This is a genomic window from Pseudomonas sp. GL_091 (assembly GCF_057837725.1).
Genome location: NZ_CM174451.1, coordinates 2,762,811 through 2,789,383 on the forward strand (window position 1 = coordinate 2,762,811; position 26,573 = coordinate 2,789,383).

The 26,573-nt window shown below is 61.8% G+C and carries 24 protein-coding genes; 12 read left to right on the forward strand and 12 right to left on the reverse strand.

Annotated elements, in window-relative coordinates:
• Positions 1–32 precede the first annotated feature (32 nt).
• The 4 genes from AC3ITY_RS12665 to AC3ITY_RS12680 form a co-directional block, all read right to left on the reverse strand.
• Entirely contained in the window at positions 33–1,130 is a 1,098-nt protein-coding gene (locus AC3ITY_RS12665; protein ID WP_489309541.1) for a DNA alkylation repair protein, read from the reverse strand.
• Between the two features lie 74 nt (positions 1,131–1,204).
• Positions 1,205–3,013: a monovalent cation:proton antiporter-2 (CPA2) family protein gene (locus AC3ITY_RS12670; RefSeq protein ID WP_489309543.1), complete on the reverse strand. Its 1,809-nt coding sequence runs from the start codon at positions 3,011–3,013 to the stop codon at positions 1,205–1,207.
• Positions 3,014–3,237: 224 nt separating this feature from the next.
• Entirely contained in the window at positions 3,238–3,843 is a 606-nt protein-coding gene (locus tag AC3ITY_RS12675; RefSeq protein ID WP_489309545.1) for a DJ-1/PfpI family protein, read from the reverse strand.
• A gap of 135 nt (positions 3,844–3,978) precedes the next feature.
• Positions 3,979–5,052, reverse strand: a complete 1,074-nt coding sequence (locus AC3ITY_RS12680; RefSeq protein WP_223455993.1) for a sensor domain-containing diguanylate cyclase — start codon at positions 5,050–5,052, stop codon at positions 3,979–3,981.
• Between the two features lie 172 nt (positions 5,053–5,224).
• Between AC3ITY_RS12680 and AC3ITY_RS12685 the strand changes: the two genes are divergently transcribed.
• Entirely contained in the window at positions 5,225–5,563 is a 339-nt protein-coding gene (locus AC3ITY_RS12685) for an FKBP-type peptidyl-prolyl cis-trans isomerase (RefSeq protein WP_007999592.1), read from the forward strand.
• A gap of 3 nt (positions 5,564–5,566) precedes the next feature.
• Here AC3ITY_RS12685 and AC3ITY_RS12690 read toward each other — a convergent pair whose 3' ends face one another.
• On the reverse strand, positions 5,567–6,598 hold the full coding sequence (locus tag AC3ITY_RS12690) for a D-cysteine desulfhydrase family protein (protein WP_489310852.1): 1,032 nt from the start codon (positions 6,596–6,598) through the stop codon (positions 5,567–5,569).
• 186 nt (positions 6,599–6,784) lie between these two features.
• Between AC3ITY_RS12690 and AC3ITY_RS12695 the strand changes: the two genes are divergently transcribed.
• The 3 genes from AC3ITY_RS12695 to dmeF all read left to right on the forward strand — a co-directional run bounded on the left by AC3ITY_RS12695 (position 6,785) and on the right by dmeF (position 8,602).
• Entirely contained in the window at positions 6,785–7,261 is a 477-nt protein-coding gene (locus tag AC3ITY_RS12695) for an MEKHLA domain-containing protein (protein ID WP_489309548.1), read from the forward strand.
• Positions 7,262–7,389: 128 nt separating this feature from the next.
• Entirely contained in the window at positions 7,390–7,665 is a 276-nt protein-coding gene (locus tag AC3ITY_RS12700) for a metal/formaldehyde-sensitive transcriptional repressor (protein ID WP_046037323.1), read from the forward strand.
• Between the two features lie 13 nt (positions 7,666–7,678).
• On the forward strand, positions 7,679–8,602 hold the full coding sequence (gene dmeF / locus AC3ITY_RS12705) for a CDF family Co(II)/Ni(II) efflux transporter DmeF (protein ID WP_489309551.1): 924 nt from the start codon (positions 7,679–7,681) through the stop codon (positions 8,600–8,602).
• Positions 8,603–8,613: 11 nt separating this feature from the next.
• On the opposite strand, the gene AC3ITY_RS12710 is transcribed toward dmeF, so the two are convergent.
• Entirely contained in the window at positions 8,614–9,723 is a 1,110-nt protein-coding gene (locus AC3ITY_RS12710; RefSeq protein WP_489309553.1) for a cytochrome P450, read from the reverse strand.
• A 79-nt stretch (positions 9,724–9,802) separates the two neighbouring features.
• Between AC3ITY_RS12710 and AC3ITY_RS12715 the strand changes: the two genes are divergently transcribed.
• Positions 9,803–10,561 carry an ArsR/SmtB family transcription factor gene (locus AC3ITY_RS12715; protein ID WP_489309555.1) on the forward strand — a complete coding sequence of 253 codons (759 nt, stop codon included), beginning with the start codon at positions 9,803–9,805 and terminating at the stop codon, positions 10,559–10,561.
• 66 nt (positions 10,562–10,627) lie between these two features.
• Here the strand turns inward: AC3ITY_RS12715 and AC3ITY_RS12720 are convergent, their stop codons facing one another.
• From AC3ITY_RS12720 to AC3ITY_RS12740, 5 genes are all read right to left on the reverse strand, one after another.
• Positions 10,628–11,647 carry a branched-chain amino acid aminotransferase gene (locus AC3ITY_RS12720; RefSeq protein ID WP_046037319.1) on the reverse strand — a complete coding sequence of 340 codons (1,020 nt, stop codon included), beginning with the start codon at positions 11,645–11,647 and terminating at the stop codon, positions 10,628–10,630.
• 208 nt (positions 11,648–11,855) lie between these two features.
• Positions 11,856–13,238 (reverse strand): dihydrolipoyl dehydrogenase, encoded by a 1,383-nt coding sequence (gene lpdA / locus AC3ITY_RS12725; RefSeq protein ID WP_489309558.1) that lies wholly within the window; start codon positions 13,236–13,238, stop codon positions 11,856–11,858.
• Between the two features lie 3 nt (positions 13,239–13,241).
• Positions 13,242–14,516 carry a dihydrolipoamide acetyltransferase family protein gene (locus tag AC3ITY_RS12730; RefSeq protein WP_489309560.1) on the reverse strand — a complete coding sequence of 425 codons (1,275 nt, stop codon included), beginning with the start codon at positions 14,514–14,516 and terminating at the stop codon, positions 13,242–13,244.
• Positions 14,517–15,575, reverse strand: coding sequence for an alpha-ketoacid dehydrogenase subunit beta (locus tag AC3ITY_RS12735; protein WP_015095444.1), 1,059 nt, complete (start codon positions 15,573–15,575; stop codon positions 14,517–14,519).
• A gap of 1 nt (position 15,576) precedes the next feature.
• Positions 15,577–16,812, reverse strand: a complete 1,236-nt coding sequence (locus AC3ITY_RS12740) for a 3-methyl-2-oxobutanoate dehydrogenase (2-methylpropanoyl-transferring) subunit alpha (protein WP_223455983.1) — start codon at positions 16,810–16,812, stop codon at positions 15,577–15,579.
• Positions 16,813–16,997: 185 nt separating this feature from the next.
• On the opposite strand from AC3ITY_RS12740, the gene bkdR reads away from it, so the two are divergent.
• Positions 16,998–17,486, forward strand: coding sequence for a Bkd operon transcriptional regulator BkdR (gene bkdR / locus AC3ITY_RS12745; RefSeq protein WP_007976593.1), 489 nt, complete (start codon positions 16,998–17,000; stop codon positions 17,484–17,486).
• A 9-nt stretch (positions 17,487–17,495) separates the two neighbouring features.
• Here bkdR and AC3ITY_RS12750 read toward each other — a convergent pair whose 3' ends face one another.
• Positions 17,496–18,359: an MBL fold metallo-hydrolase gene (locus AC3ITY_RS12750; RefSeq protein WP_489309563.1), complete on the reverse strand. Its 864-nt coding sequence runs from the start codon at positions 18,357–18,359 to the stop codon at positions 17,496–17,498.
• 118 nt (positions 18,360–18,477) lie between these two features.
• Here AC3ITY_RS12750 and AC3ITY_RS12755 point away from each other — a divergent pair, with 118 nt between their 5' ends.
• From AC3ITY_RS12755 to nahK, 6 genes are all read left to right on the forward strand, one after another.
• Positions 18,478–18,819 (forward strand): ArsR/SmtB family transcription factor, encoded by a 342-nt coding sequence (locus tag AC3ITY_RS12755; protein WP_007976596.1) that lies wholly within the window; start codon positions 18,478–18,480, stop codon positions 18,817–18,819.
• 176 nt (positions 18,820–18,995) lie between these two features.
• Positions 18,996–20,240, forward strand: coding sequence for an NAD(P)/FAD-dependent oxidoreductase (locus tag AC3ITY_RS12760; protein ID WP_489309566.1), 1,245 nt, complete (start codon positions 18,996–18,998; stop codon positions 20,238–20,240).
• A 9-nt stretch (positions 20,241–20,249) separates the two neighbouring features.
• Positions 20,250–21,056, forward strand: a complete 807-nt coding sequence (locus AC3ITY_RS12765) for a sulfite exporter TauE/SafE family protein (protein ID WP_489309568.1) — start codon at positions 20,250–20,252, stop codon at positions 21,054–21,056.
• Between the two features lie 299 nt (positions 21,057–21,355).
• On the forward strand, positions 21,356–22,540 hold the full coding sequence (locus AC3ITY_RS12770) for a porin (protein ID WP_489309570.1): 1,185 nt from the start codon (positions 21,356–21,358) through the stop codon (positions 22,538–22,540).
• A 154-nt stretch (positions 22,541–22,694) separates the two neighbouring features.
• On the forward strand, positions 22,695–23,852 hold the full coding sequence (gene nosP / locus AC3ITY_RS12775) for a nitric oxide-sensing protein NosP (RefSeq protein WP_489309572.1): 1,158 nt from the start codon (positions 22,695–22,697) through the stop codon (positions 23,850–23,852).
• Entirely contained in the window at positions 23,782–26,418 is a 2,637-nt protein-coding gene (nahK, locus tag AC3ITY_RS12780; RefSeq protein WP_489309574.1) for a hybrid sensor histidine kinase/response regulator NahK/ErcS', read from the forward strand. The genes nosP and nahK overlap by 71 nt, the downstream gene beginning before the upstream one ends.
• Positions 26,419–26,573: the final 155 nt, after the last annotated feature.

Genomic DNA, 26,573 nt, shown 5'->3' on the forward strand with positions numbered 1-26,573 from the left:
GGCGGCGGCACATCCAATATCCAACTTGAGGTTCAAGCAACAATCTCGAACGCCGTGCTGGCCAGCCTTTCGCCATTGACCATGATATGCACCGCATGGCGCCCCGCATAATGCCGGCGGGTGGTGAGTTCCTTGATCTGCTGACCGCGGCTGACGGCTTCGACGGCATTACCGGGCAGCGTCAGTGCCTTGAGCTTGAACACCTTCGCCGAGGTGCTGCCGTTGGCCTTGACGTAATCGATGGCATAGTCGATCACCAGGCGCTGGCTGCTTTCTACCGTGGATTTGACGGCAAACGACAGGGTGATCCTTTCTCCCAGGCCAATCACCGGTGGTTCGACTTTCACATCAACGATCTCGACTTCGGGCTTGCCGCCCGCGCCGATGATCGCCAGTGCTCGCTGGTTGCCCTGTTTGATCAGGCTGCGCAGGGCGTGTTTGGCGATCCATGCGGTGTGCCGGTTGTCCAGCGACCAGCCTTCGATCAGATCCAGCACCCAGTCGGGATGCTCCTTGGTGATGTCGTTGAGGTGGTTGGCCACGGACTTGCGCACGTACAGGCTCGTGTCGGCCTTGAGGTTGTCGAGGATTTTCGCAGCGAGCTGCGGATCGGCCTGAATGGGCTCCAGCCGGAATGACCAGGGCAGGCGTGGCCGGCATCCTTCGCTGGCCAGGCGCCGCACATGCTCGTTGTCGTCCAGGGACCAGTCGTGCATAAGCTTGAGCGAGCGTTCGAGGTCACTGCGCAGAAAGTGACGGATTGCGAATTCCGAAGAGCCAAAAGCGGTGAAGTACTTCAGCGCGTCCATCGACTGATCGAACGCATGGGCGCCGTAGCTGGCGACATAGTGCGGCAGGCACATGCTGACGAAGCCGCTGTTCAGGCGCGGGGCGAGGGCACGCAGCACTTGCAGCGATGCCTCGTAGTCCAGGGGTAGCACTGCGTGCAGGCATTCGCTGACCCGGGCCATGCGCTGCATGACGCTGAGCTCTGCCAGGCCGGATTGGGCCAGCTTCAGGAAGCGCCTGGCCTCGAATGGCGGATAGACTGCGGTCATTTCGCTGGCGATGTGCTGGAGGCGCTCGGTGTTGAAGATTTCCTTGAGGGCGGGAGCAGGGCGGTCAGTCATGGTGGTTCCTTTGAAGTTGTGGTTGTTCCATCACACCGCGTTATCGTTCCGACGAAGGGGCCCTCAAATCCACCTCATTTGGTGCCCGCTTGCTCCTGCAGTTGATCCGACTCGAATAACCTGCCCAGTTCGACCCGCGCTTCCTGCGCCGTCTGCATCACTTTCACGGCGTCGTCATACACCGCATGCTGGGCTTCAAGCACCTCTTCGTCGTGCTGTTTGAAACGTTTGATCCGCGCATCCGCCTGGGCTTGGGTCAATCCCAGGCCGATCAGGGTTTGCCGGCTCATTTCCAGACTTGAATGGAAGGTTTCGCGCACGGCGTGAGCGCCGACGTCCATCAGCCGGTGCACATGCTGGCGGTTACGGGCACGGGCGATGATTTTCATGTGCGGGTAGAGTTTGCGCACCAGTTCGGCGGTCTTGATGTTGGTGTCCGGGTCGTCGGTGGCGATCACGAAATACTCGGCTTCCCCGACCTTGGCCGCGCTGAGGATTTCCGGGCGCATCGGGTCGCCGTAGAACACCGGTACGCCACCAAAGCTGCGGGACAGTTCGATGGTTTCCACCGAGGTGTCGAGGGCCACGAACTTGATGTTCTGCGCACGCAATATCCGCGCAACGATCTGGCCCATGCGCCCCATGCCGGCGATCACCACCCGTGGCGCGTCGGCGTCGATTTCGCGGAACTTCTCCGGCACTTCCACCGGTTGCACTTTCGGGCTGACCAACCGTGCGCAAAGCAGCAGCAACAGCGGTGTCACGGCCATGGACAGGGTGATGGTCAGCACCAGCAAGTCATACAGTTCTGCGGCGAACAGCCCGTGGTCGCGACCGATTTTGAACACCACAAAGGCAAATTCACCACCGGCCGCCAACACGATTCCCAGGCGGATCGCACTGACCTTTTTCAAGCCCCCGGCCAGGCGACCGACAATAAACAGCAGCGGCAGTTTGATCGCGATCAGCAGCAGGGTCAGGCCCAGCACCGCCACCGGCATGCTCAGTAACAGGCTCAGGTTCGCGCCCATGCCGACGCTGATGAAAAACAGCCCCAGCAACAGGCCCTTGAAAGGTTCGATCTGGGCTTCCAGTTCATGGCGATACTCGGAGTCCGCCAGCAGCAGGCCGGCGAGGAAAGCGCCCAGGGCCATGGAAATTCCGACCAGTTCCATCAGCCATGCCGTGCCGATCACCACCAGCAACGCCGTGGCGGTGGAGACTTCTGGCAGCGCGGTTTTGGTCACCACGCGAAACACCGGTCGCAGCAGATAACGCCCGCCGATCACCACCACGGCGATGCTGGCCAGCACTTGCAGGCCGTGGTTCAGGTTTTCGCTGGCGGTGGTGCTGTGATCGCCACCGGCAAGCAACGGCACCATGGCGATCAAGGGGATTGCGGCGATGTCCTGAAACAACAGGATCGCGAACGCCAGCCGCCCGTGGGGGCTGGTCAGTTCCTTGCGTTCAGCCAGGCTTTGCAGGCCGAACGCCGTGGACGACAGCGCCAGGCCCAGGCCCAGGACGATCGCGGTGTTCAATGGCTGGCCAAACAGCCACAGTGCCACCACGCCAATCACCGTGCCAGTGAGCAACACTTGCGCCAGACCCACGCCGAAAACTGATTTGCGCATCACCCACAAACGTCGCGGCGACAGTTCCAGGCCGATGATGAACAGCAGCAACACCACGCCGAGTTCGGAAATGTTCGCAACGCTTTGCGGATTGTCGATCAGGCCCAGCACCGACGGGCCGATGATCACCCCGGCAAACAGATAGCCCAGAACCGCCCCCAGTTGCAGGCGCTTGGCCAAGGGAACGATGAGCACGGCCGCCATCAGAAATACGACAGCGGCTTGTAGCAGGTTGCCTTCATGGGGCATGGGCGAAACTCCAGAACTCGACACAGCGGGGGCGTCAAGGATAAAGGCTGGGCTCGCCGAAGATCCACCGTGGGTTGTCAGTTAGATCTTTACAGTTGGGCCGCCGCCTTCGCGAGCAGGCTCGCTCCCACAGTGATTTGTGCCATACACCGAGATGCATACGACCAAGAAACATTGTGGGAGCGAGCCTGCTCGCGATGGTGGCAGCGTCGGTAACCTGGGTGTCAGATAAACGCCTCGATGTGAGCCATCCCCCGGGCCACATACTCATCCTTCTCACCCACCGGGGCAAAATTGTTCAGCACTTCCCGGGCGGTTTCGCGGCCTTTCAACCGGGCCAGTAGCCAGGCCGCGAGGTACGGCGACGCCAGGCAGCCACCCGCGGTGGCAATGTTGCCGTTGGCGTAGAAGGCCTGGTTGATGACATTGACCCCGGCTTCCACCACCCAGGGCTTGCTGATGGCATCGGTGCAGGCCGGGGCATCGCCGAGCAGGCCGAGTCTGGCCAGCAGGTAAGTGCCGGAACACTGGGCCGCCAGCAGTTGGCGTGCGGGATCGAATTGCAGTTGGCTCATGATCTCTGGGGTCGCGGCGACTTCGCGGGTCTTGCGGCCACTGCCCACCAGCACTGCATCCGCCTGACAGGCCTCGGCGAGGTCGATATGGGCATCGATGGTCAAACCATTCATCGAAGTGACCCGCAGCGTCGGCGACGCGATGCTCACGCGCCAGTCCTTGTCCCCGAGCAGGGAAACCCTGCTGAGCATGCCGTAGGCGATCAGCGAGTCCAGTTCGTTGAAACCGTCAAAGGTCAGAATGGCGATGTGCATGGCGAATTCCGGTGGGGTTTTTGAGCAGCCTACCCGGGTGCAACTCGATGGTGCCGGTACAGTTCGAAACATTATTATGATAACAGTCATGTAACGCGCCCCGGCACCCGTCGACGAAGCGCTATTCGCTATTCGCTATTCGCTATGCGCCCGCACCACGCTCTCGGTGCCCAACCGATACTGATTGTTCCCACTGCGCTTGGCCTCATACATCGCCAGGTCGGCAATGTGCAGCAGGCGGTCGATGCTCGGCGCATGATCGGGAAACACGGCGACGCCGAGGCTGGTGCCAATGTGGCGCTGGTCGTTGCCGATGGTGACGGGCGGGGAGAGTTCGACGAAGATTTTCTGGCAGATGGTGCGTGCTTCGTCTTGCAGGCTTTTGCCCTGGGGCAGGCCCTGGAGGATGACCACGAATTCGTCGCCACCGATCCGCGCGACAGTGTCGGTGCCGCGCAGGATGCGCTTGAGCCGCGTGGCGGTCGTGACCAGCACGCGGTCGCCGGCCGCATGACCATAGCGGTCGTTGATGGCCTTGAAACCATTGAGGTCGACAAACACCAGTGCCACCCGCGTGGCACTGGTGCGCGCCTGTTCCAGGGCTTCGGACAGGCGCTCTTCGAGCACCAGGCGATTGGGCAGGCCGGTCAATGGGTCGTAATGGGCCAGGTGCTTGAGGTAGTTGGCCGAGGCCTTTTCTTCGGTGATGTCGCGTACCACGCCCATCATTTTGACCGTTTCGTCGTGGTCATTCTTGACTACGTTGCCGGTTTCGCGCAGCCAGCGGATTGTTCCGTCGGGCCAGACCACGCGGTATTCCTCGTCATGGTTTTCACCGGTTTCCAGGCAACGCAGTTCGCCGGCCCGAACCCTGGGCCGATCGTCCGGATGCACGCAGGAGCAGAACAGGGCGTAAGAGGGCGTCACTTCGCCGATCTTGAAGCCGAACATGCCGAAAATTGCATCTGACCAGTACAACCGGTCGGTGTCGACATCCCAATCCCAGGTGCCGATGCGGGCAAAGTACTGGCTGCGTTTGAAGCGTTCGGCGTCGCCATCCTGGTGGATGCTCTGGCTTTCGGGCAGGTTGTTGATGATCGCGCGATATTCCGCCAGTTGCTTTTGCAGCGAACGTTCGCGCCAGACCAGCGCGACGATCAGGGTGAGCGTCGTTGAACCAAGGATGACGCTGGTCCAGAGCAGGATCATTCGGGGATGGCCATCAGGGCGGTGAACCGTACGGGTAATTGTTGATTATTTTAGTTCAGCAAACAGCTTTAAACGTCGCGCGGGAGGTGGCAATGGTTGCCAATCGAGGGCAAATCTGGGAAAACGGCGCCCATCAGGCCCTTGAGGGCGAGAGAGCATACGAGTGAAATCAATGAATGACGAGCTTCAGGTAATCGATCTACAGGTGGGTGACGGAAAAGCCGCCATCAAAGGCGCACTGATCACCACTCAGTACCGTGGCTGGCTGGAGGATGGCACCGAATTCGATTCTTCCTACAGCCGTGGCAAACCCTTCCAGTGCGTGATCGGCACCGGGCGGGTTATCAAGGGCTGGGACCAGGGCATCATGGGCATGCAGGTCGGTGGCAAGCGCAAGTTGCTGGTGCCGGCGCACCTGGCCTATGGCGAGCGCACCATGGGCAAGATCACGCCGAATTCGAACCTGATCTTCGAAATTGAATTGCTGGAAGTGCTGACGCGGGATGATTGACCCTCAGGCCTGAAAGGTTTCCCGATAGGCATACAGGCCGGGTGTGCCGCCGGTCATGACGAACAGCACGTTGTCCCTGGGGGCGAAGCGCCCTTGCTGCAAGTCGGCCAGCAAACCCGCAAAGGCTTTGCCGGAGTACACCGGGTCGACCAGCAGGCCTTCGGCACGCGCCATCAGGCGTACCGCGTCTTGCATGGCGACGGTTGGCAGACCGTAGCCGGCACCCAACTGGCTGCCGTCAATCGCAATCCCGGCAGCTTGCACCTCGGCGTTACTGCCCAGTAGCGCCAAAGTCTCGCGGGTCAATTGCAGGGTTCTTGCCGCTGATGAGTCCTGGTCGGACAACACCGAGAACGACTTGACCAGAGAGGTACCCCGGCCCAGCAAATGGAACCCCGCCGCGAGCCCGGCATGGGTCCCGGCGCTGCCGTTGGGTACCACCACCTGATTGAACGTCAGATCCAGCTCCGCCTCTTGCCGGGCGATTTCCGCTGCACAGCGGGCATAGCCGAGGCTGCCCAAGGGGGTCGAGCCACCGGTCGGCAGCACCATGACCTTGCGCCCGGAATCCCGAAGCTGCGTGGCCCTGGTCTCGGCCTTGGCCAGTGAGTCGGTACCGCCGGCAAACACCTGCATCTGTGCGCCGAACAACTGGTCGAGCAGCACGTTGCCGTTGAGTTCGTAATCCACCTCGGCTTTGGCCACGGCCCGGGTCAGGAACAGCTCGCAGGCGATGTCCAGCCGGGCGCACACCGCGGCGGTCAGGCGCGCATGATTGGACTGGATGCCGCCCACGGTAATGATCGTATCGACCCCGGCTTGCAGCGCCGCGCCGATATGGAATTCAAGTTTACGCAGCTTGTTGCCACCGGCGCCGATCAACATATGGTCGTCGCGTTTGAGAAACAGGACGATGCCCTGCTTGTCCAGGCCCAGCAGCTGTTCGAGTCGCGCAGCCCGCTGGATGGGGGTGGGACCTTGCAGCAGGTCTGCCCGCGCAAAAACACTCAGGGACTTGTCCAGTTGGGTCTGCATCAATCGAGCCTCGTTGTTCAGCATGGTAAAGGTGACTCTATGGAGAAACGCCTGCGGGATAAACGCACTGCCCGTCATGACTGTTTTAACCCGGTGTAACTAATCGGCCGGGCAGCAGGACTTTCCGGGCCGCTTTGGATAGGCTGGGCCGGGCTTGAAACCACGATCTGAAGAGGAGAAGGCGGGTTGCCAATCAACGAATACACCACGGCCATCGAACTGCTGGACGAGTCTTATCGGCACTGGACCGGTGAACACCTGCCAGCACCGAGGTCGCTGACCGGGCCTGAGCGCCTGCACTGGCTGCACGCCCACGCGCCTTACAGTCTGCTGGCCCACGGCACTGAAGACGACCCTCTGTTCTTTTACGCCAATGAACAGGCGCTGGCCTGCTTCAAGTACCCGCGCCCGGAGTTTCTGGGCATGCCGTCACGGTTCAGCGCCTCGCCACTGGACCGCGCCGTGCGCCAGACCCTGCTGGAGCAGGTCACGACCCATGGCATTGCCCACGGCTACAGTGGCTATCGGGTGGATCGGCTGGGTAATGCCTTCATGATTCATGAAGGCAAGGTGTGGACGCTCATCGATCAACACGGTTTGCGGGTGGGGCAGGCGGCGTTGTTCTGGCCGGATGCAGAGCGGGTCGGGCAGTTAGAGGGTTGAGCCAAAACCTTTAGCGGCCGGCTGGCTGACGAAAATCGATGTCAGGCCGACCTGTCATCGGGTTGTGCCTTGCCAGGCTCCGCTCTATCGGCGAACATACGCGCTATATAGGGGTAGGGGGTATAGGTATGTCACACATTCACGAACATAAAGATGACTTGATCAAGCGGGTGAGGCGGATTGCCGGGCAAGTGGAGGCCGTGGAGCGAGCGCTGGAGTCCGACGCCGATTGCGCCAAGACCCTGCATCTGGTCGCCGCGATCCGGGGTGCGGTCAATGGTCTGCTGGAGCAGTTCATCGACGCCCATGCCCGCGAGCACGTGGCCCATCCGGACCTGAGCGATGAAGAGCGCGCCCAGGGCGTGGAAGACTTGTTGCTGGCCATCCGTCGTTATGCCAAATAGAGGCCTGAATCACATGACACAGACACCCCAGGCTTCGCGCTTTTCTCACGACCATGTGTTTCTCGGCGCCTCCCATGATGAAAACGCCCGACGCACCTTATGGGTGGTGGCGCTGACGTTTGTGATGATGATTGGCGAAATTGCCGCCGGTTACATCACCGGTTCCATGGCGCTGCTGGCCGATGGTTTTCACATGGCCACCCATGCCGGGGCCTTGGGCATCGCGGCGGCGGCCTATGGATTCGCACGGCGCAATGCCAATAACGCGCGTTACAGCTTCGGCACCGGCAAGGTCGGGGATCTCGCCGGTTTTGCCTCGGCCATGGTGCTGGGGCTGGTGGCGATCGGCATTGCCGGTGAATCCGTGTATCGCCTGTTTCAGCCAACGACCGTGGCATTCACCGAAGCGACGGTGATTGCGGTGGTGGGGCTGGCGGTGAACATCGCCAGTGCCTTTTTGCTGGCGGGCGATCATGGTCACGATCATGGCCACGATTACAGCCATGGCCATCATCACCATCACGACAACAACCTGCGCTCGGCCTATGTCCATGTGTTGGCCGACGCCCTGACCTCGGTGCTGGCGATTGCCGCATTACTGGCCGGGCGCTATCTGGGGTGGGTGTGGCTGGACCCGGTGATGGGCATCGTAGGCGCCATCGTGATCGCGAAATGGGCCATTGGATTGATGCGTGACAGCGCTGCGGTGTTGCTCGATGTCACGGATGAGCACGTTGCCGATGAAATCCGTGAGCTGCTGGAGTCATCGGACGATGTGCGCATCAGCGATCTGCATGTCTGGCAGGTCGGCCCCCAGGCGCGGGCCGCGATTGTCAGCGTTGTCGCCGCGGCCAATGTCAGTGCCGACACCATTCGCGAACGCCTGGCGCCGGTCCATGAACTGTCTCACCTGACCGTCGAATACCGCACGGCTTGAACGGCTTTCGCTCAATCACTGAATAACGGAATCCGTCCATTCGTGGATGGGCGGTATTGCCGTTTCAGTTGCTCCAGTGCCGGCCTCATCGCCAGGAACTGCTTGAGCGTGGCGCCTGCAATGCTCAACGCCAGTTGTTGCCCCGGACATTGATGGCGCCCCGCACCAAAGGTGAAGCTATGCCGATTCGAGCGGTCGAGCAGGAAGGTGTCGGGGTTGTCGTTGAGCAGCGGGTCGCGATTGGCCGAGGCCAGCAGCACCAGGATCACGTCGGCGGCGTTCAGCCTCACGCCGTCAATCTCGCAGGGGGCGGCGACGAAGCGGCGGGTGTTCTGTACCGGCGGGTCGAAGCGCTGCACTTCGGCCAGCAGGTCTTCGACAGGGGTTGATTCGCTGCGCAACGACGGGTGTTGAATCAATGCCAGCACGGCGTTGCCGATCAACCCGGCAGTGGCCTCGAAGGTCTGGGAGAACAGGCCGATCAGGTTGGCGATCAGGGTTTGCGGCGCGCCGGTTGCGAAACGTTGGCGGATGCCTGCAAGCAAAGGGCTGTGGTTGTGCGGATCGTCGAGCAATTCGATGAAGTAACCGCTCAACTGTTCGGCGGCAGCGTGGGCGGCGGTCAATTGTGCCGCGTCACTCAAGGGCGACAGGCAGGCGACGAAGTCCGCCGTCAACTCGCTGATGGCGCGGCCCTGGGCCGGGGTGAACCCCAGCAACGCCGCCACCACGCACACCGGCCCACGGAACATGGCGTTGTACAGGCCAGTGGCATCGGCGGTGATCAACCGGGCGCTGACCAGGGCCTCCACTTCCTGCGCATCGATCAACTCCAGCCCCGGCGCAATCGCCGACCGTGGGCAACGCTGGCGTTCACCTTCATTCATGCGCATCAATTGGCCGAACACCTGGCCGGCCATGCCGTCGGCGATCGCCTTGGGGACTGGCTCCTGCGCCGGTCGAACGTGGCAATCGGGATGTGCCAGTACGGCGGCCACCGCCCGGGCGCTGCTGGCCACCCACATGTTCAGCTCCGGATGAAAAGCCAGCCCACCTTCGGCACGCAGTTGTGCGTAGTAGGGATAAGGATCGGCATGGGTCGCAGCGATGATCGGGTCCATGGGTCACAGCCTTTTGTTGTTGGAAAGTGTTGCTACTATCTCCAGTCCGAAAGGGCATTGATTCGTCCGGGAGCGAAATATGAGCGCAGAACAACACGACGTCGGCGTCTCGCAGGTGGCGGCAGCCATCGCTGAACCTGCGCGGACGAAAATCCTCTGTTCGCTGATGGACGGCCACGCCCGCACCAGCACCGAACTGGCGGCGGTGGCCGAAGTCAGCGCGTCGACCGCCAGTGCCCACCTGGCCAAACTCAAAGAGCTAGCGCTGGTGCGGCTGCACGTCCAGGGGCGTCACCGCTATTACAGCCTGGCGGACAAACGCGTGGCCCAGGCCCTGGAGGCACTGATGGTGATCGGCCAGAACACCGCGCCGGGCTTCCGGGCGCGGACCCCGGATCGCCTGCAATTTGCCCGCACCTGCTACGACCACATGGCGGGAACCCTGGCCGTGCTGTTGCATGACCGGATGCTTGAAGCGGGCTGGCTTGAGGAAACCGACGAACAGGCCTATCGCTTGAGCGACAGTGGTACGGCAATGTTTCAAGGGCTCGGGATCGAGGTAAAGGACTTGAGCACCTTGCGCCGCCGCTTTGCCTGCCCGTGCCTGGACTGGAGCATGCGCCGGCCACATCTGGGCGGGTCGCTGGGCGCGGCGTTGCTGCAAACGGCGCTCAAGCGCAAGTGGGTGACCCAGGATCTGGACAGTCGGGCGTTGGCGTTGACGGCGTTGGGGCGCAAGGAGGTAGCGGGGCGGTTTGGGGTTGAGTTGCCGCTCGAACGTGACAGCAAACGATCGCAGCCTGTGGCCGCTCCTGCGGGGGCAGCGTTCAGTCGCTGAATCGCAACCATGAAAAAGCCCCCCATCGGTCACCCGATGGGGGGCTTTTGTGCGTCTGGCGTCAGGTCAAACCTTGACGATCCAGCCCGCTGGCGCTTCGATGTCGCCGGTTTGCACTCCGGTCAGCTCTTTGTAGAGCTTCTGGGTGATCGGGCCGACTTCGGTTTCGCTGTGGAACACGTGCAGGTGGTCGTTGTAGTTGATGCCGCCAATCGGCGTGATCACCGCAGCGGTACCGCAAGCGCCGGCTTCCTTGAAGTCGGAGAGCTTGTCGATGAACACGTCGCCTTCGACCACATCCAGACCCAGGCGGGACCTGGCCAGCTCGATCAGCGACAGGCGGGTGATGCCCGGCAGTACCGATGGCGAGTTCGGGGTCACGAACTTGTTGTCGTGGGTGATCCCGAAGAAGTTGGCCGAACCGACTTCCTCGATCTTGGTGTGGGTCAGTGGGTCCAGGTAGATGCAGTCGGCGAAATGCGCCTTCTTGGCCTGGGAGCCCGGCATCAGGCTGGCGGCGTAGTTGCCACCGACCTTGGCGGCACCGGTGCCTTGTGGCGCGGCGCGGTCGTAGCTGGAGATCAGGAAGTTGTGCGGGGTCAGGCCGCCCTTGAAGTAGGCGCCAACCGGAATGCAGAAGATCGAGAAGATGAACTCGGGGGCGGTACGCACGCCGATGTTGTCACCCACGCCGATCACGAACGGGCGCAGGTACAGCGCGCCGCCGGTGCCGTACGGCGGAATGAAACGCTCGTTGGCACGGACCACTTCCTTGCAGGCTTCGATGAACTGCTCGGTTTCCACCTGCGGCATCAGCAGACGGGCGCAGCTGCGCTGCATGCGCAGGGCATTCTGGTCCGGGCGGAACAGGTTGATCGAGCCGTCCTTGCAACGATAGGCCTTCATCCCTTCGAAGCATTGCTGGCCATAGTGAAGGGCAGTGGAGCCTTCGCTGATGTGCAGCACGTTGTCTTCGGTCAGGGTGCCTTTGTCCCACTCGCCATTGCGAAAGTACGACAGATAGCGCTTGTCGGTCTTGATGTAGTCAAAACCCAGCTTGTCCCAATTGATGCTTTCGTTACCCATGACACCCTCTATCACTTAACAACCGTCGAAACGGTTCAAGGCTTCTGACGTTTTTTGGATGGGGACAACAATACTTCATTCCGGGCCCATTTCGCAGCCCGGATTGCATTCCTTGTAGGAGCGAGCTTGCTCGCGATGGACGTCAACGATAACGCGTCTCGTCTGAATGACCGCGTTGTCCTGACGTTTTTCGCGAGCGAGCTCGCTCCTACAGGTGCAATGCGTGGCCAAGGGCCCGCAACGCCGCTTCCTGCACGGCCTCACCCAGCGTCGGATGCGCATGGATGGTGCCGCCGATGTCTTCCAGCCGCGCGCCCATCTCCAGGCTCTGGGCAAACGCCGTGGACAACTCCGACACCCCAACGCCCACCGCCTGCCAGCCGACAATCACATGATTGTCCCGACGGGCGACCACCCGCACGAAGCCGCTTTTCGACTCCAGGGTCATCGCCCGGCCATTGGCGGCGAACGGGAAGCTCGACACGATGCAGTCCAGACCTGCGGCGTTGGCTTCGTCCGGGGTCTTGCCGACCACCACCAGTTCCGGGTCGGTGAAGCACACGGCGGCGATGGCGGTCGGGTTGAACTCGCGGGATTTACCGCTGATCAGCTCGGCGACCATCTCGCCCTGGGCCATGGCCCGGTGGGCGAGCATCGGTTCGCCGCTCAGGTCACCGATGGCATACACGTTGCGCATGCTGGTCTGGCAGCGGTGGTCGATCTTGATCGACGAACCGTTCATGTCCAGGTTCAGCGCTTCGAGGTTCCAGCCCTGGGTGTTCGGCTTGCGACCGACGGCCACCAGCACCTGATCGGTCTCCAGGTTCAGGGTCGCGCCGTTCGGGGCCAGTACTTGCAATGTATTTGCTTTTGAATCAAAGCCTTGCACGCTGTGCTTCAAGTAAAGCTTCACGCCGAGCTTTCTCAGTTCGTCGTGCACCGGCTGGGTCAGTTCGGCGTCGTAGGCCGGCAGGATGCGCTCCTGCGCTTCCACCACGCTGACCTCGGCGCCGAGCTTGCGATAGGCAATGCCCAGCTCCAGACCGATGTAACCACCGCCGACCACAATCAAGCGCTTGGGTACCGATGTCGGCGCCAGGGCTTCGGTGGACGAGATGATCGGCCCGCCAATCGGCAATATCGGCAGGTTCACACTTATCGAACCGGTGGCCAGCACCAGGTGCTCGCACTGGATGCGCGTGTCGCCAACATCGATGGTTTTACCGTCAACCACCTTGGCCCAGCCTTGAACGACCTGGACCTTGTTCTTTTTCAGCAGCGCCGCGACGCCGGTGGTCAGGCGATCGACAATGCCGTCCTTCCACTCAACGCTCTTGGTGATATCGAGGGAAGGCGCTGAAACGCTTATGCCCAGGGCCGAAAGCTGATGGTGGTGCTGCGTCTGGTGAAACTGCTCGGCGACGTGAATCAGTGCCTTCGACGGAATGCAGCCAATGTTCAGGCAGGTGCCGCCCAGGGATTGACCTTCCACCAGAATGGTCGGGATGCCCAGCTGACCGGCACGGATCGCCGTCACATAACCGCCGGGGCCGCCGCCGATGATCAGCAACGTGGTGTTCAAAGTTTGCATTGCTTACTCCACAAACAAGGTCGCAGGTTGTTCGAGCAAGCCACGGATGGCCTGGATGAATAGCGCCGCGTCCATGCCGTCGACCACGCGGTGATCGAATGAGCTGGAGAGGTTCATCATCTTGCGGATCACAATCTGGCCTTTGATCACCATTGGCCGTTCGACGATCTTGTTCACGCCGACAATCGCCACTTCCGGCAGGTTCAGCACCGGCGTGCTGACGATGCCGCCCAAAGCACCGAGGCTGGTCAGGGTGATGGTCGAACCGGACAACTCGTCGCGGCTGGCCTTGCCGTTGCGTGCGGCAGTGGCCAGGCGAGCGATTTCCGCTGCGCTGTCCCACAGGCTGCGGGCTTCGGCGTGACGCACCACCGGCACCATCAGGCCAACGTCGCTCTGGGTGGCGACGCCCACATGCACCGCGCCGAGGCGGGTGATGACCTGGGCTTCGTCGTCGTAGCGGGCGTTCATCTGCGGGAAGTCGCGCAAGGCGACGACCATGGCGCGGACCAGGAATGGCAGCAAAGTCAGCTTGCCGCGGGTGGCGCCGTGTTTTTCGTTGAGGTGCGCGCGCAGCTCTTCCACGGCGGTGACATCGATTTCTTCGACATAACTGAAGTGGGCGGCACGCTGGGTGGCGTCCTGCATGCGCTGGGCGATCTTGCGGCGCATGCCGATGACCGGGATCTGCTGTTCATCGGTACGTTGGGCGTAAGCCGCCGCCACCGGTGCCGAAGCGTTCGACTGACCCTGGGCCAGGTAGGCGTCGAGGTCTTCATGCAGTACACGGCCGGCGGGGCCGCTGCCACGCACCAGGCGCAATTGAATGCCGAGGTCCAGCGCATGCTTGCGCACGGCCGGGGAGGCCAGCGGCCGCTCATCGGCCTGGCGAGCAACCATCGGGCCCTGGCATACGGCAGCTTTCGGCGCTGGGGCAGCGACCGGTTTGCTTTCAACCACGGCTTCAACTTTAGGTGCGGCCACCGGCGCTTCTTTAACAGGTACCGGTTGCGCTGACTCCTTAACGTTGCCCGCGCCTTCGACTTCAATGCTGATCAGCACACTGCCAACCGCCATGACTTCGCCCGGCTGGCCACCGAGGGCAATGACCTTGCCATGCACCGGCGACGGGATATCGACCATCGCCTTGTCGGTCATCACATCGGCCAGCACCTGATCTTCGACGACCATGTCGCCAACCTTGACGTGCCAAACCGACAATTCAACTTCTGCAATGCCTTCACCAATGTCCGGCATTTTAATGACGTGCGTGCCCATTCAGACCTCCATGACCCGTTTCAACGCCGCGCCCACTCGGGACGGGCCTGGGAAATACGCCCACTCTTGCGCGTGCGGGTAAGGGGTGTCCCAACCGGTGACGCGTTCGATCGGCGCTTCCAGGTGGTGGAAGCAATGTTCTTGCACCAGCGACACCAGTTCGGCACCAAAGCCGCAGGTACGGGTGGCTTCGTGCACCACCACGCAACGGCCGGTCTTTTTCACCGATTTGACGATGGTTTCCAGGTCCAGCGGCCACAGGCTGCGCAGGTCGATGACTTCGGCGTCAACGCCGCTTTCTTCAGCAGCGACTTGCGAGACGTACACGGTGGTGCCGTAGGTCAGCACGGTGACGTCCTTGCCCGGACGGGTGATGGCGGCGACATCCAGCGGCACGGTGTAGTAACCGTCCGGCACTTGTGCGGCGGGGTGCTTCGACCACGGGGTTACCGGGCGGTCGTGGTGGCCGTCGAACGGGCCGTTGTACAGGCGTTTTGGCTCGAGGAAGATCACCGGGTCATCGTTTTCGATGGAGGCAATCAACAGGCCCTTGGCGTCGTACGGGTTGGACGGCATCACCGTGCGCAAGCCGCAGACCTGGGTGAACATCGCCTCGATGCTCTGGCTGTGGGTCTGTCCGCCGTAGATGCCGCCGCCGCAAGGCATGCGCAGGGTCATCGGTGCGGTGAACTCGCCGGCCGAGCGATAACGCAGGCGGGCGGCTTCGGAAATGATCTGGTCGGAGGCCGGGTACACGTAGTCGGCGAACTGGATCTCGGCCACCGGACGCAGGCCGTAGGCTCCCATGCCCACGGCGACGCCGACGATGCCGCTTTCGGAGATCGGCGCGTCGAACACCCGGGAGGTGCCGTACTTGTTCTGCAGGCCTTCGGTGCAGCGGAACACGCCGCCGAAATAGCCCACGTCCTGGCCGAAGACCACGACGTTGTCGTCACGTTCAAGCATCACATCCATGGCCGAGCGCAGGGCCTGGATCATGGTCATGGTGGTCGTGGTCATGGCGGTTTCCAGCTCGATATTGTTGTTGTGATCGTTCATGTCAGATCCCCAACTCTTGACGCTGGCGCTTCAAGTGCTCCGGCATCTCTTTGTAGACGTCTTCGAACATGGTCGCGGCGCTCGGAATCTGGCCGCCGGCGAGGGTGCCGTACTGTTCGGCTTCTTTCTGTGCGGCGATCACTTCGGCTTCCAGCTCGGCGCTGACGGCGGTGTGTTCCTCTTCGGACCACTGACCGACCTTGATCAGGTGCTGCTTGAGGCGCGCAATCGGATCACCCAGCGGGAAGTGGCTCCAGTCATCGGCGGGACGGTATTTCGACGGATCATCGGAGGTCGAGTGCGGGCCGGCGCGGTAGGTGACCCATTCGATCATGGTCGGGCCGAGGTTGCGGCGGGCACGTTCGGCAGCCCAGGCAGAGGCGGCGTAGACCGCGTAGAAATCGTTGCCATCGACCCGCAGGGAGGCAATGCCGCAACCGACGCCGCGACCGGCGAAGGTGGTCGCTTCACCACCGGCAATCGCCTGGAAGGTGGAAATCGCCCACTGGTTGTTGACCACGTTGAGGATCACCGGCGCGCGGTACACGTGGGCGAACGTCAGGGCGGTGTGGAAGTCCGATTCAGCGGTGGCGCCGTCGCCGATCCACGCCGAAGCGATTTTGGTGTCGCCCTTGATCGCCGAGGCCATGCCCCAGCCCACGGCTTGCACGAACTGGGTGGCGAGGTTGCCGGAGATGGTGAAAAAACCGGACTCCTTGACCGAGTACATGATTGGCAACTGACGGCCCTTGAGCGGATCGCGCTCGTTGGACAGCAGTTGGCAAATCAGGTCTACCAACGGTACCTCGCGGGCCATCAGGATGCTTTGCTGGCGGTAGGTCGGGAAACACATGTCGTCGATGTTCAGGGCCAGGGCCTGGGCGCTGCCGATGGCTTCTTCGCCAAGGCTCTGCATGTAGAACGACATCTTTTTCTGACGCTGGGCGACCACCATGCGGTTGTCGTAGATGCGGGTCTTGAGCATGGCGCGCATGCCCTTGCGCAGGATCTCCACCGGCACGTTTTCGGCCCACGGCCCGAGGGCATTGCCCTGGTCGTCGAGCACGCGAATCAGGCCACGGGCCAGGTCAGCCGTGTCAGCCGGTTCAACGTCGATAGGGGGTTTGCGCACCGTACCGGCATCGGTCAGATGCAGGTAGGAGAAGTCGGTTTTACAGCCGGGACGGCCCGAGGGTTCGGGGACGTGCAGGCGCAGCGGTTCATACGCTTGGGTCATGGCTTCTACGCTCGATCTTGTGAATTTTTTGTAGTGAGCTGACAGATTTCGTTCGGTAGAAGAAATCTTGTCCTACAACAATCATAGGCCCGGCCAAGAAGAATATTTCTCTCTGTTTCGTTGCGCTAAAGATCATTTGCAGATAAAAAACCTGCATAAACACAAAAAACAGGTGGTTTTATCTTATGCGCAAACTGGACCGTACCGATATCGGCATTCTCAACAGTCTTCAGGAGAACGCGCGCATCACCAACGCCGACCTGGCGCGTTCGGTGAACCTGTCGCCGACCCCGTGTTTCAACCGGGTCAAGGCCATGGAAGAACTGGGGGTGATTCGCGAGCAAGTGACGCTGCTGGATGCCGACCTGCTGGGGCTGCATGTGAACGTGTTCATTCACGTCAGCCTGGAGAAGCAGGTGGAGGAGGCGTTGCAGCATTTCGAAGAGGCGATTTCCGATCGCCCCGAAGTGATGGAGTGCTACCTGATGGCTGGCGACCCGGACTATCTGATCCGGGTGCTGGTGCCGACCATCCAGTCGCTGGAGCGTTTCATGATGGACTTTCTGACCAAGGTGCCGGGGGTGGCGAACATCCGTTCGAGCTTTGCGCTCAAGCAGGTGCGCTATAAAACGGCGCTGCCATTGCCGGCGAATGGGCTGACCCTGGGGAATTAAACGTCGATCTTAAAATTTGTTAAGCGGAATCTTCAGGTAAGTCACGCCATTGTCCTCTGCCGGCGGCAGTTCCCCCGCCCGCACATTGACCTGAATCGCCGGCAATAGCAGCGTCGGCATGCCCAGCCCGGCATCACGCCGGGTGCGCATGTCGACGAAGGCGGCTTCGTCGATGCCGTCGCGCACGTGGATGTTGCTTTTGCGCTGTTCGCCCACCGTGGTCATGCATTGGGGCGCGCGGCCCTCGGGCGGGTAATCGTGGCAGATGTAGAGTCGCACGTCGGCGGGGAAGGCCAGCAGCTTGTGGATCGAGGCGTACATCTGGTTGGCATCGCCGCCGGGAAAGTCGCAGCGCGCGGTGCCCACGTCCGGCATGAACAGTGTATCGCCGACCAGGATCACATCGTTGCCGATCAGGTAGGCCATGTCCGCCGGGGTATGGCCGGGCACGTGCAGGGCGGTCGCCTTGAGGTTGCCGATCATGAACGATTCGTTGGGGGCGAACAGGTGGTCGAACTGGGAACCGTCGATGCGAAAGGATGGCTCCAGATTGAACAGTGCCTTGAACACGTCCTGGACCTTGCTGATCGACTCGCCAATGGCGATCTTGCCGCCCAACTCCCCGCGCAGATACGGCGCGGCGGACAGGTGATCGGCATGGGCGTGGGTTTCCAGCAACCATTGCACTTGCAGTGTATGTGCACGGACGAAGGCGATGATCCTGTCGGCCTGGGTGGTCGCGGTACGCCCGGCGGCTGCGTCGTAGTCGAGCACTGGATCGACAATCGCACACTGCCCGCCATCAGCCTCGTAGACCACGTAGCTGTAGGTCGAGGAGGCGGGGTCGAGGAAAGCTTCAATCAGTGCGGGCATGGACACGAACCTGTGCAAGGGTAGAAAAGTCGGACGACGAAAAGTCAGCCATGGGTTGCAACACTTTATGTAAAGACATAATGTTCGCAGCTTAAGTGACGTTGAAGGCATCCTGCAAATGCAATCCAGTCTGACCGAATGTGAAGTCGCTCAACTGCGCGCCTCGGCCTCCAAGGCCTGTGCGCTGCTCAAGGCCCTGGCCAATGAGGATCGCCTGTTGATCCTGTGCCAGCTGACCCAGGGCGAGCGCAACGTAGGCGAGCTGGAAAAAATGACCGGCGTGCGCCAACCGACCCTGTCCCAGCAATTGGGGATCCTGCGCGATGAAGGACTGGTCGCCACCCGTCGTGAAGGCAAGTACATTTTTTACGGTCTCGCCAGTCACGAAGTGATCCAGGTGATGAAAACCCTCTCCGGGCTTTATTGCGGGGCGGTGCTTAAAAGCTGGGTTCAACCTTAAATGCCAGCAAACACACAGAACCTGTAGGAGCGAGCTTGCTCGCGATGGACGTAATGGCACCGCGTTTATACAGATAACACGCGTAATCGTTAGCGACCATCGCGAGCAAGCTCGCTCCTACAGTCGTTTTGTATTGCGGCTGGAAGAAAACTTGCGTGCAGCAAAAGGAACAAGCAATGAACGATCAACACTGGGGCCCATCCATCAGTGCAGATATCGTGGTCATCGGCGGCGGCACGGCGGGTATCGGCCTTGTCGCCAGCCTGCTCAAGCGTAGCCCGCATCTGAACATCACCGTGATCGAACCCGACTCCCGGCACTACTATCAACCGGCCTGGACGCTGGTCGGCGGTGGTGCCTACAACGTGGAAAACACCGTGCGGCCGATGGCGTCGGTGATGCCGCGTGGGGCCCATTGGCTGCAGGCTGCCGTGACGGGCATCGATCCCGACAAGCGCCAACTCACCCTCGGTGACGGGCGCACGGTCGGCTATCAAAACCTGGTGGTCTGCCCCGGCCTGCGCCTGGCCTGGGAGAAGATCGAAGGCCTGGAGGACACCCTCGGCCAGCACGGCGTGACCTCAAATTACAGCTATCGGCACGCGACCTACACCTGGGATCAGGTGCAGAAACTGCGCGGCGGCAAGGTGCTGTTCACCCAGCCGGGCATGCCGATCAAATGTGCCGGAGCGCCACAAAAGGCGCTGTACCTGTCCTGCGATCACTGGCGCAAGACCGGTGTGCTGAACAACATCGACGTCGAGTTCAATCTTGCGGGCGCGGCGCTGTTCGGTGTGGCGACCTTTGTCCCGCCGCTGATGAAGTACATCGAGAAGTACAAAGCCCGGTTGGCCTTCAACTCGAACCTGGTCAAGGTCGACGGCCCGGCGAAAACCGCGTGGTTCGACGTCAAGGATGCCGATGGCAATGTCACCCGCCAGGCAAAGACCTTTGACCTGCTGCATGTCGTTCCGCCTCAGGTGGCCCCGGATTTCGTTGCCCGCAGCCCGTTGGCCGACGCCGCCGGCTGGTGCGAGGTCGACCCCCACAGCCTGCAGCATCCGCGTTATCCCGGCGTCTTCGCGCGGGGTGATATCTGCGGCACCACCAATGCAAAAACCGCCGCGGCGGTGCGCAAGCAGATCGTGGTGGTGGCCGAAAACCTGCTGGCCTTGCGCAAGCAACAGCCGCTGCCGCTGAAGTACGACGGCTATGGCTCCTGTCCGCTGACGGTGGAGAAGGGCAAAGTGATCCTTGCCGAGTTCGGTTATGCGGGCAAGTTGCTGCCGACCTTTCCCCTTGACCCGACGACCCCGCGCCGCTCGGCGTGGTGGCTGAAGGCGACACTGCTACCGTGGTTCTACTGGAACGGTATGCTCAAGGGCCGCGAGTGGCTGACACGTGTGTCCAGGGTGGACTGAGAACTTCCTATGTTGCTGGCAAGTCTGTTTGGCGTAGTGATGGGGTTGGTGCTCGGCTTGACGGGCGCCGGCGGCGGTATCCTGGCGGTCCCGGCGCTGGTGTTGGGGTTGGGCTGGAGCATGACCCAGGCCGCTCCGGTGGCGTTGTTCGCGGTGGGCAGTGCGGCAGCGGTCGGCGCCATCGACGGTTTGCGCCATGGCCTGGTGCGTTATCGCGCGGCGCTGCTGATCGCGGCATTAGGCGCGGTGTTTTCGCCGGTGGGCATCTACTTTGCCCATCAATTGCCGGAAAAAATCCTGATGATCCTGTTCAGCCTGCTGATGGTCGTGGTGGCCGGGCGAATGTTGCGCCGCGAGCGCAAGGATGAGGGCCCCAGCGATCATGGTCAGGCCAACTGGGGCCAGAAGAACTGCATGCTCGATCAACAGACCGGGCGCTTTTCCTGGACCGCCAAATGCACCGCGACCCTCGCCGCGCTCGGCGCAGTAACCGGCGTGGTCTCGGGATTGCTGGGGGTGGGTGGCGGTTTTCTGATTGTCCCGGCCTTCAAGCAACTGACTGATGTGCAGATGCGCGGGATCATCGCCACCTCGCTGATGGTGATCAGCCTGATTTCGGCCATCGGCGTGATCGGCGCCTTCCATGCCGGGGTGCGCATCGACGATTCGGGCATTGCCTTCATCGTCTCCAGCATCGTCGGCATGATCATCGGCCGCAAGCTCTGCGCCCGGGTGCCGGCGCGGGCGTTGCAGGTCGGGTTCGCCAGCATCTGCGTCGTGGTCGCCGCTTACATGCTGTTGAAAGCGGCCTTCTGAACTGCGGGCGCCTGGCACGTCGACGAATGCGTCTGTAGGAGCCAGGCTTGCCGGCGAAAGCGTTCTCAAACACGCCTTCGCCGGCAAGCCTGGCTCCTACGAAAAGCCACGCCTGATCAGCTCTATAGACCTACACCCTAAGTTCCAAGCCCTGCCGACACGCGGTCTTACGCCATAGTTGTCACGCACCGCCGGCTCATCCAAAGCACCTGAAAACCACCCCCAAGGCAGTGTATGGCGCCGCCGGTCAGGTTTCGATAATCGCCTCCGACACTTAGTCCCCCGTTTCGGAGCGCGCCATGCACAACAATAAGAACGTCACGCATCGTTTTCTGCCTGCCTTCATCGCCAGCCTGTCTGCCCTTGGCCTGAGCCAGGTGGCCGAGGCGGATATCATGCTGTACGACAAGGACCAGACCACGTTCTCCACCGACGGCTACATCAACGCCTTCTACGTGAACAGCGATGTCGACCGCGCCGGCGATCAGTTCGACCGTCGACAGTCACGGGTGAAGATGGGCTTTTTGCCCAACTACCTGGGGTTCAACATGGGTAAGCAGGTAGACGATCTCAAGCTCGGTGCCCGCGCCTCGTTCTGGGTCACCATCAACGACAGCCAAACCAACGGCACCGACACCGCCATCGATGTGCGGCAGTTCTTCGGCACCGTGGCCAACCCGGAGTGGGGCGAAGTGCTGATCGGCAAAGACTTCGGGCTGTTCGCCCGTTCCAACATCCTGCTCGACGAAATGCTCGCCGGTTACGGCCAGGTCAGCGATACGTTGGGGCTGGTGGATGGTGGCGGGGTGTCGTTCGGCAACATTGGCACCGGTTACCCGTATCCGTTCCCGACCTCGCAGATAACCTATCGCACCCCGGTGATGGACGGTCTGCGCGTGGCGGTCGGCATCATGGACCCGGTGGACACCAACGACAGCAGCCCGACGGGCAAGGCCTATCAGGAAAACCCGCGTACCGAGAGCGAAGTCACCTATCAGTTCGACCTGGCCGGGGCAAAGATCTACAGCTGGGTCAACGGCAGCTACCAGACCTCGGACAACACTGATTCCACGGTCGAGACGGTCACCTCCAAGGGTGTCGGTTATGGCGTGCAGGCGAAGATGGGCGGCTTGTCCCTCACCGGGTCCGGTTTCCAGGCCAAGGGCATCAACCCGTTTTTCACTAACAACGCCGGCGAGCCGACCCTGCGCAACGTCGACAGCGACGGCTACCTTTTGCAGGGCTCCTACAAACTGGGCAAGAACCGCCTGGCCTTGTCCTATGGCAAGACCAATGACGATGGCAACGGCGTGGTCGGCAGCGGCGCGGACTACGAGACCCGCGGCATCGCGTTGTTCCATGACGTCAACGACAACCTCAAGCTGGTGGCCGAGTACAACCAGTTCGAAATCAACGGCCACGACACCAACGAGCAGAACGAAAATACCGACACCTTTGCCGTGGGCGCGGTGCTGACCTGGTAACCCCGGGAGGTGGCCCTGTCCGTGCGCATCGCGGCGAGGGCCGCCACCGGTCTCATCCCATCGAAGCGGCTACCCGCTACCCAAGTAGCATTCGTCGCACCCCACAGACTTCGTACACTCGTGCCTCATACACACGCACCTGCGGGAGGTAAGGATGCAGCAGAGCAATGGCGTCGTCAGTGCAATGTCCCAGGCCACCGATGCCCGGCAGGTCGCGCAGGAACTGGCACGACAGTTGTTGCATCCGCACCTTGGGTTCGTGCTGTTCTTCTGTTCCGCCGAGTACGACTTGCAGGCGCTGGGCCAGGCCTTGCAGCAAAGCTTCGGCGGCATTCGCCTGGTGGGCTGCACCAGCGCCGGGGAAATCACCCCGCTGGGCTACGGACGCAATTGCGTGACAGCGGTGGGTTTCGATCACCGGCACTTTTCCATTGCGATCGAGCTGATCGACCAGATGGAGCACTTCAGCCTGATCGACGCCCAGCAAATGGTCGAGCGTCTGGTCAGTGGCTGTCGCAGCAACACCCTGGCCCCGATCAAGGGCAACAGCTTTGCCCTGACCCTGCTCGATGGCCTGTCCAGCCGCGAAGAAATGGTCCTGGCGGCCTTGAGCGCGGCATTGGGCGACATTCCGCATTTCGGCGGCTCGGCCGGCGACGATAACTACCTGACCCATACCCATGTGTACTTCGATGGCGAGTTCCACAGCGGCGCGGCCGTGGTGGTGCTGGTCAATACCTGGCTGGACTTCGAAGTGTTCACCACCCACCACGTGCTGCCCCGCGCCGAGAAACTGGTGGTCACCGGGGCCGACAGCACCTTGCGCCGGGTCTTCGAACTCAATGCCGAGCCGGCCGCCGCCGAGTACGCCCGGCACATCGGCGTGCCGGTGGCGCAGCTCGATCACCGGGTCTTCGCCGCGCACCCGTTGGCGGTGCGGATCAACCAGCAGTACTACGTGCGGGCCATCCAGCAGGTGCATCCGGACCTGAGCCTGAGTTTCTACTGCGCCGTGGAAAACGGCATCGTCCTCACCGCCATGACCCCGGGGCCGATGCTGCCGAACCTGCAGAGCCTGTTCGAGGGGTTGCAGGAACGCCTGGGCGATTTGCTGCTGACCATCGGTTGTGACTGTTTCCTGCGGCGTCTGGAACTCGAAGACGACGGCAGTCTTGAACAGATCGGCAGGTTTTTGCGTGAGCAACGGGTGATGGGTTTCAACACCTACGGAGAACAGTTCAATGGCATGCACATCAACCAGACCTTCACCGGCGTTGCCATTGCCCGTGGCCGTGCCCCAGGACATCGCTGAGCTGCAGGCCGAACTGGCCGGGCTGCGTCTGGAAAACCACAAACTGCAGCGCATCAATGGCGCGCTGATCGAGCGGGTCGAGTCCGGGGGAACCCGCGGCAACGATCCGTACGCGGCATTCCAGCATTCGGTGGTGCTGGCCGAGCAAGTGCGCGAACGCACCGATGCCCTGAACCAGGCCATGGCCGAACTCAAGGCCGGTAATCATCTGCTCAGCGAAGCCCGCCTGCGCGCGGAAACGGCGCATCAACACCTGATCGATGCCATCGAAAGCATTTCCGACGCCTTCGTGCTGTTCGACGCCGACCAGCGCATCGTGCTGTTCAACAGTCGCTTCAGGGCGTTCTGGAGTAATAGCCGGGTGCGGATCAACGCTGGCATGCGTCTGACCGAGGTCAAGCGGTTGATGATGAACAACGGCCTGTTCACCGAAGAGCCTCGGGGGCATGCCGACGAAAACCTGCTGTACCGCCTGCAGAACGGGCGCTGGCTGCAAGTCAGCGAGCGGCCGACGCAGGAAGGCGGGCGGGTGATTCTGTTCACCGACATTACCGACGTCAAACTCAGCGAAACCGTACGCCGTGAGCAGGCGGTGGCGCAGAAGTCGCATCTGTTGCAACGGGCGGTCGACAACCTGTCCCAAGGGGTGGCGATGGTCAGCGCCGAGGGCATCCTGGAGTTGTGGAACCGGCGCTTCCTGGAGTTGAGTGGCCTGGCGCCGGTGGCGGCCCATCGCCCGTTTGCTGAAGTGATCGCCGACAGCGAGCTGAACCTGCTGACCCCGGCCAGTCGCGATGGCAACGGACGACCGGTAAGGGAATGCGAGCAGCGCCTGTACGATGGCCGGGTCCTGGAAATCCGCACCCATCCGTTGCCCACCGGCGGTTTCGTCAACACCTTCACCGACATTACCGAACGCTACCAGCACGCCGAGGCGCTGAGTGAAAGTGAACACTGGATTCGCCTGATCACCGATCACGTACCGGCATTGATTGCCTACCTCAATGCCGATCTGGTCTACGAATTCACCAACAAGGTCTACGAAGAATGGTACTGCTGGCCGCGAGGCGTGATGCTCGGCCAGAGCCTGCGCGAAGTGCACAGCGAACAGCATTACCAGCGGCTGGAATCTTATGTGGCCAGGGCCCTGGCCGGAGAGAGCGTGACCTTCGAGTTCGCCGAAACCAACGTCAACAACCAGGAGCGCTACATGCTGCGCTCCTATGTGCCCAACCGTCTGGCCAGTGGCGAGGTGGTGGGGATTTTCGTGCTGATCCGCGACATCACCGAACGCCGCCGCACCGCCGAGGCGCTGCATCAGGCTTATCAGAACCTGGAGCTGCGGGTACGCGAGCGCACGGCGGAATTGACCACCCTCAACGACCAGCTGCTGCGCGAGATCGATGAGCGTCGCCTGGTCGAGTCACGCTTGCGCGAGGCCAAGCAGGAAGCCGAGCAGGCCAACCTGTCGAAAACCAAATTCCTCGCCGCCGTCAGCCACGACCTGCTGCAACCGTTGAATGCCGCGCGCCTGTTTACCAGTGCCTTGCTTGAACGGCGCGAGCCGATGTCCAGCGAGGTTCTGGTGCGCAACGTGAGCAACTCCCTGGAAGACGTGGAGAACCTGCTTGGCACCCTGGTGGATATTTCCAAGCTCGATGCGGGGGTGATCAAGGCCGACATTGCGCCATTCGCCCTCAGTGAACTGCTGGACAACCTGGCCGCCGAATACACCCAGGTGGCGCGCAGTGAAGGCCTGCAACTGCACTTCATCGGCTGCTCGGCGCTGGTGCGCAGCGACATCCAGTTGCTCGCGCGGATTCTGCGCAACCTGCTGAGCAATGCGATTCGCTATACCTACAGTGGCCGCGTGGTGCTCGGTTGCCGGCGGCATCATCAGTGCCTGACGATCGAAGTCTGGGACAGCGGCATGGGCATTGCCGAGCATCGCCTGGAGGAGATCTTCCAGGAGTTCAAGCGTGGTGATGTGCAGCGACCCGATCAGGATCGCGGCCTGGGTCTTGGCCTGGCGATTGTCGAAAAAATTGCCGGCATCCTCGGGCATCCCATTCATGTGCGCTCGTGGCCGGGCCGGGGCTCGATGTTCTCGGTCGAAGTACCGTTGAGCGCCACCGCGCCGAAACCTCAGCCCGCGTTGCAGATGAGCGAGCCGATGCTTGAGCGCCTGCGCGGTGCCCGGATATGGGTGCTGGACAATGACGCGACCATTTGTGCCGGCATGCGCACCTTGCTCGAGGGGTGGGGGTGTCGGGTGGTGACGGCGCTGTCGGAGGAGGACCTGGCGCGGCAAGTGGACAACTACCACGCCGAGGCGGACCTGCTGATCGCCGACTACCACCTGGATAACGATCAGAACGGTGTCGATGCGGTGGCAAGAATCAATGCCCGTCGTGCCTCACCGATTCCGGCGATGATGATCACCGCCAACTACAGCAATGAACTCAAGCAGCAGATCCGCGAACAGGGCCACACCCTGATGCACAAGCCGGTGCGGCCGATGAAGCTGAAGACGGCGATGAGTCATTTGCTTGGCCCATCCAGATAACACCGAACCTGTGGCGAGGGAGCTTGCTCCCGCTGGGTCGCGAAGCGGCCCCCTGCAAACACTCCAATACACCGGGTCGCCTGGATTTACGACTGCTTCGCCCGAACGCGGACCGGCCGAGCGGGAGCAAGCTCCCTCGTCACAGGTTCGTCTTT

Bases quoted from the DNA above. Each gene is read 5' to 3' on its own strand.
- AC3ITY_RS12730 (WP_489309560.1), bottom strand. From the start codon at position 14,516: ATGGGCACGCACGTCATTAAAATGCCGGACATTGGTGAAGGCATTGCA.
- AC3ITY_RS12770 (WP_489309570.1), top strand. From the start codon at position 21,356: ATGCACAACAATAAGAACGTCACGCATCGTTTTCTGCCTGCCTTCATC.
- bkdR (WP_007976593.1), top strand. From the start codon at position 16,998: ATGCGCAAACTGGACCGTACCGATATCGGCATTCTCAACAGTCTTCAG.
- AC3ITY_RS12765 (WP_489309568.1), top strand. From the start codon at position 20,250: ATGTTGCTGGCAAGTCTGTTTGGCGTAGTGATGGGGTTGGTGCTCGGC.
- AC3ITY_RS12750 (WP_489309563.1), bottom strand. From the start codon at position 18,359: ATGCCCGCACTGATTGAAGCTTTCCTCGACCCCGCCTCCTCGACCTAC.
- AC3ITY_RS12720 (WP_046037319.1), bottom strand. From the start codon at position 11,647: ATGGGTAACGAAAGCATCAATTGGGACAAGCTGGGTTTTGACTACATC.
- AC3ITY_RS12675 (WP_489309545.1), bottom strand. From the start codon at position 3,843: ATGCACATCGCCATTCTGACCTTTGACGGTTTCAACGAACTGGACTCG.
- nosP (WP_489309572.1), top strand. From the start codon at position 22,695: ATGCAGCAGAGCAATGGCGTCGTCAGTGCAATGTCCCAGGCCACCGAT.
- AC3ITY_RS12715 (WP_489309555.1), top strand. From the start codon at position 9,803: ATGAGCGCAGAACAACACGACGTCGGCGTCTCGCAGGTGGCGGCAGCC.
- AC3ITY_RS12665 (WP_489309541.1), bottom strand. From the start codon at position 1,130: ATGACTGACCGCCCTGCTCCCGCCCTCAAGGAAATCTTCAACACCGAG.
- lpdA (WP_489309558.1), bottom strand. From the start codon at position 13,238: ATGCAAACTTTGAACACCACGTTGCTGATCATCGGCGGCGGCCCCGGC.
- AC3ITY_RS12680 (WP_223455993.1), bottom strand. From the start codon at position 5,052: ATGATCCTGCTCTGGACCAGCGTCATCCTTGGTTCAACGACGCTCACC.
- nahK (WP_489309574.1), top strand. From the start codon at position 23,782: ATGGCATGCACATCAACCAGACCTTCACCGGCGTTGCCATTGCCCGTG.
- AC3ITY_RS12740 (WP_223455983.1), bottom strand. From the start codon at position 16,812: ATGACCCAAGCGTATGAACCGCTGCGCCTGCACGTCCCCGAACCCTCG.
- AC3ITY_RS12710 (WP_489309553.1), bottom strand. From the start codon at position 9,723: ATGGACCCGATCATCGCTGCGACCCATGCCGATCCTTATCCCTACTAC.
- AC3ITY_RS12690 (WP_489310852.1), bottom strand. From the start codon at position 6,598: ATGCAGACCCAACTGGACAAGTCCCTGAGTGTTTTTGCGCGGGCAGAC.
- dmeF (WP_489309551.1), top strand. From the start codon at position 7,679: ATGACACAGACACCCCAGGCTTCGCGCTTTTCTCACGACCATGTGTTT.
- AC3ITY_RS12685 (WP_007999592.1), top strand. From the start codon at position 5,225: ATGAATGACGAGCTTCAGGTAATCGATCTACAGGTGGGTGACGGAAAA.
- AC3ITY_RS12755 (WP_007976596.1), top strand. From the start codon at position 18,478: ATGCAATCCAGTCTGACCGAATGTGAAGTCGCTCAACTGCGCGCCTCG.
- AC3ITY_RS12735 (WP_015095444.1), bottom strand. From the start codon at position 15,575: ATGAACGATCACAACAACAATATCGAGCTGGAAACCGCCATGACCACG.
- AC3ITY_RS12670 (WP_489309543.1), bottom strand. From the start codon at position 3,013: ATGCCCCATGAAGGCAACCTGCTACAAGCCGCTGTCGTATTTCTGATG.
- AC3ITY_RS12760 (WP_489309566.1), top strand. From the start codon at position 18,996: ATGAACGATCAACACTGGGGCCCATCCATCAGTGCAGATATCGTGGTC.
- AC3ITY_RS12700 (WP_046037323.1), top strand. From the start codon at position 7,390: ATGTCACACATTCACGAACATAAAGATGACTTGATCAAGCGGGTGAGG.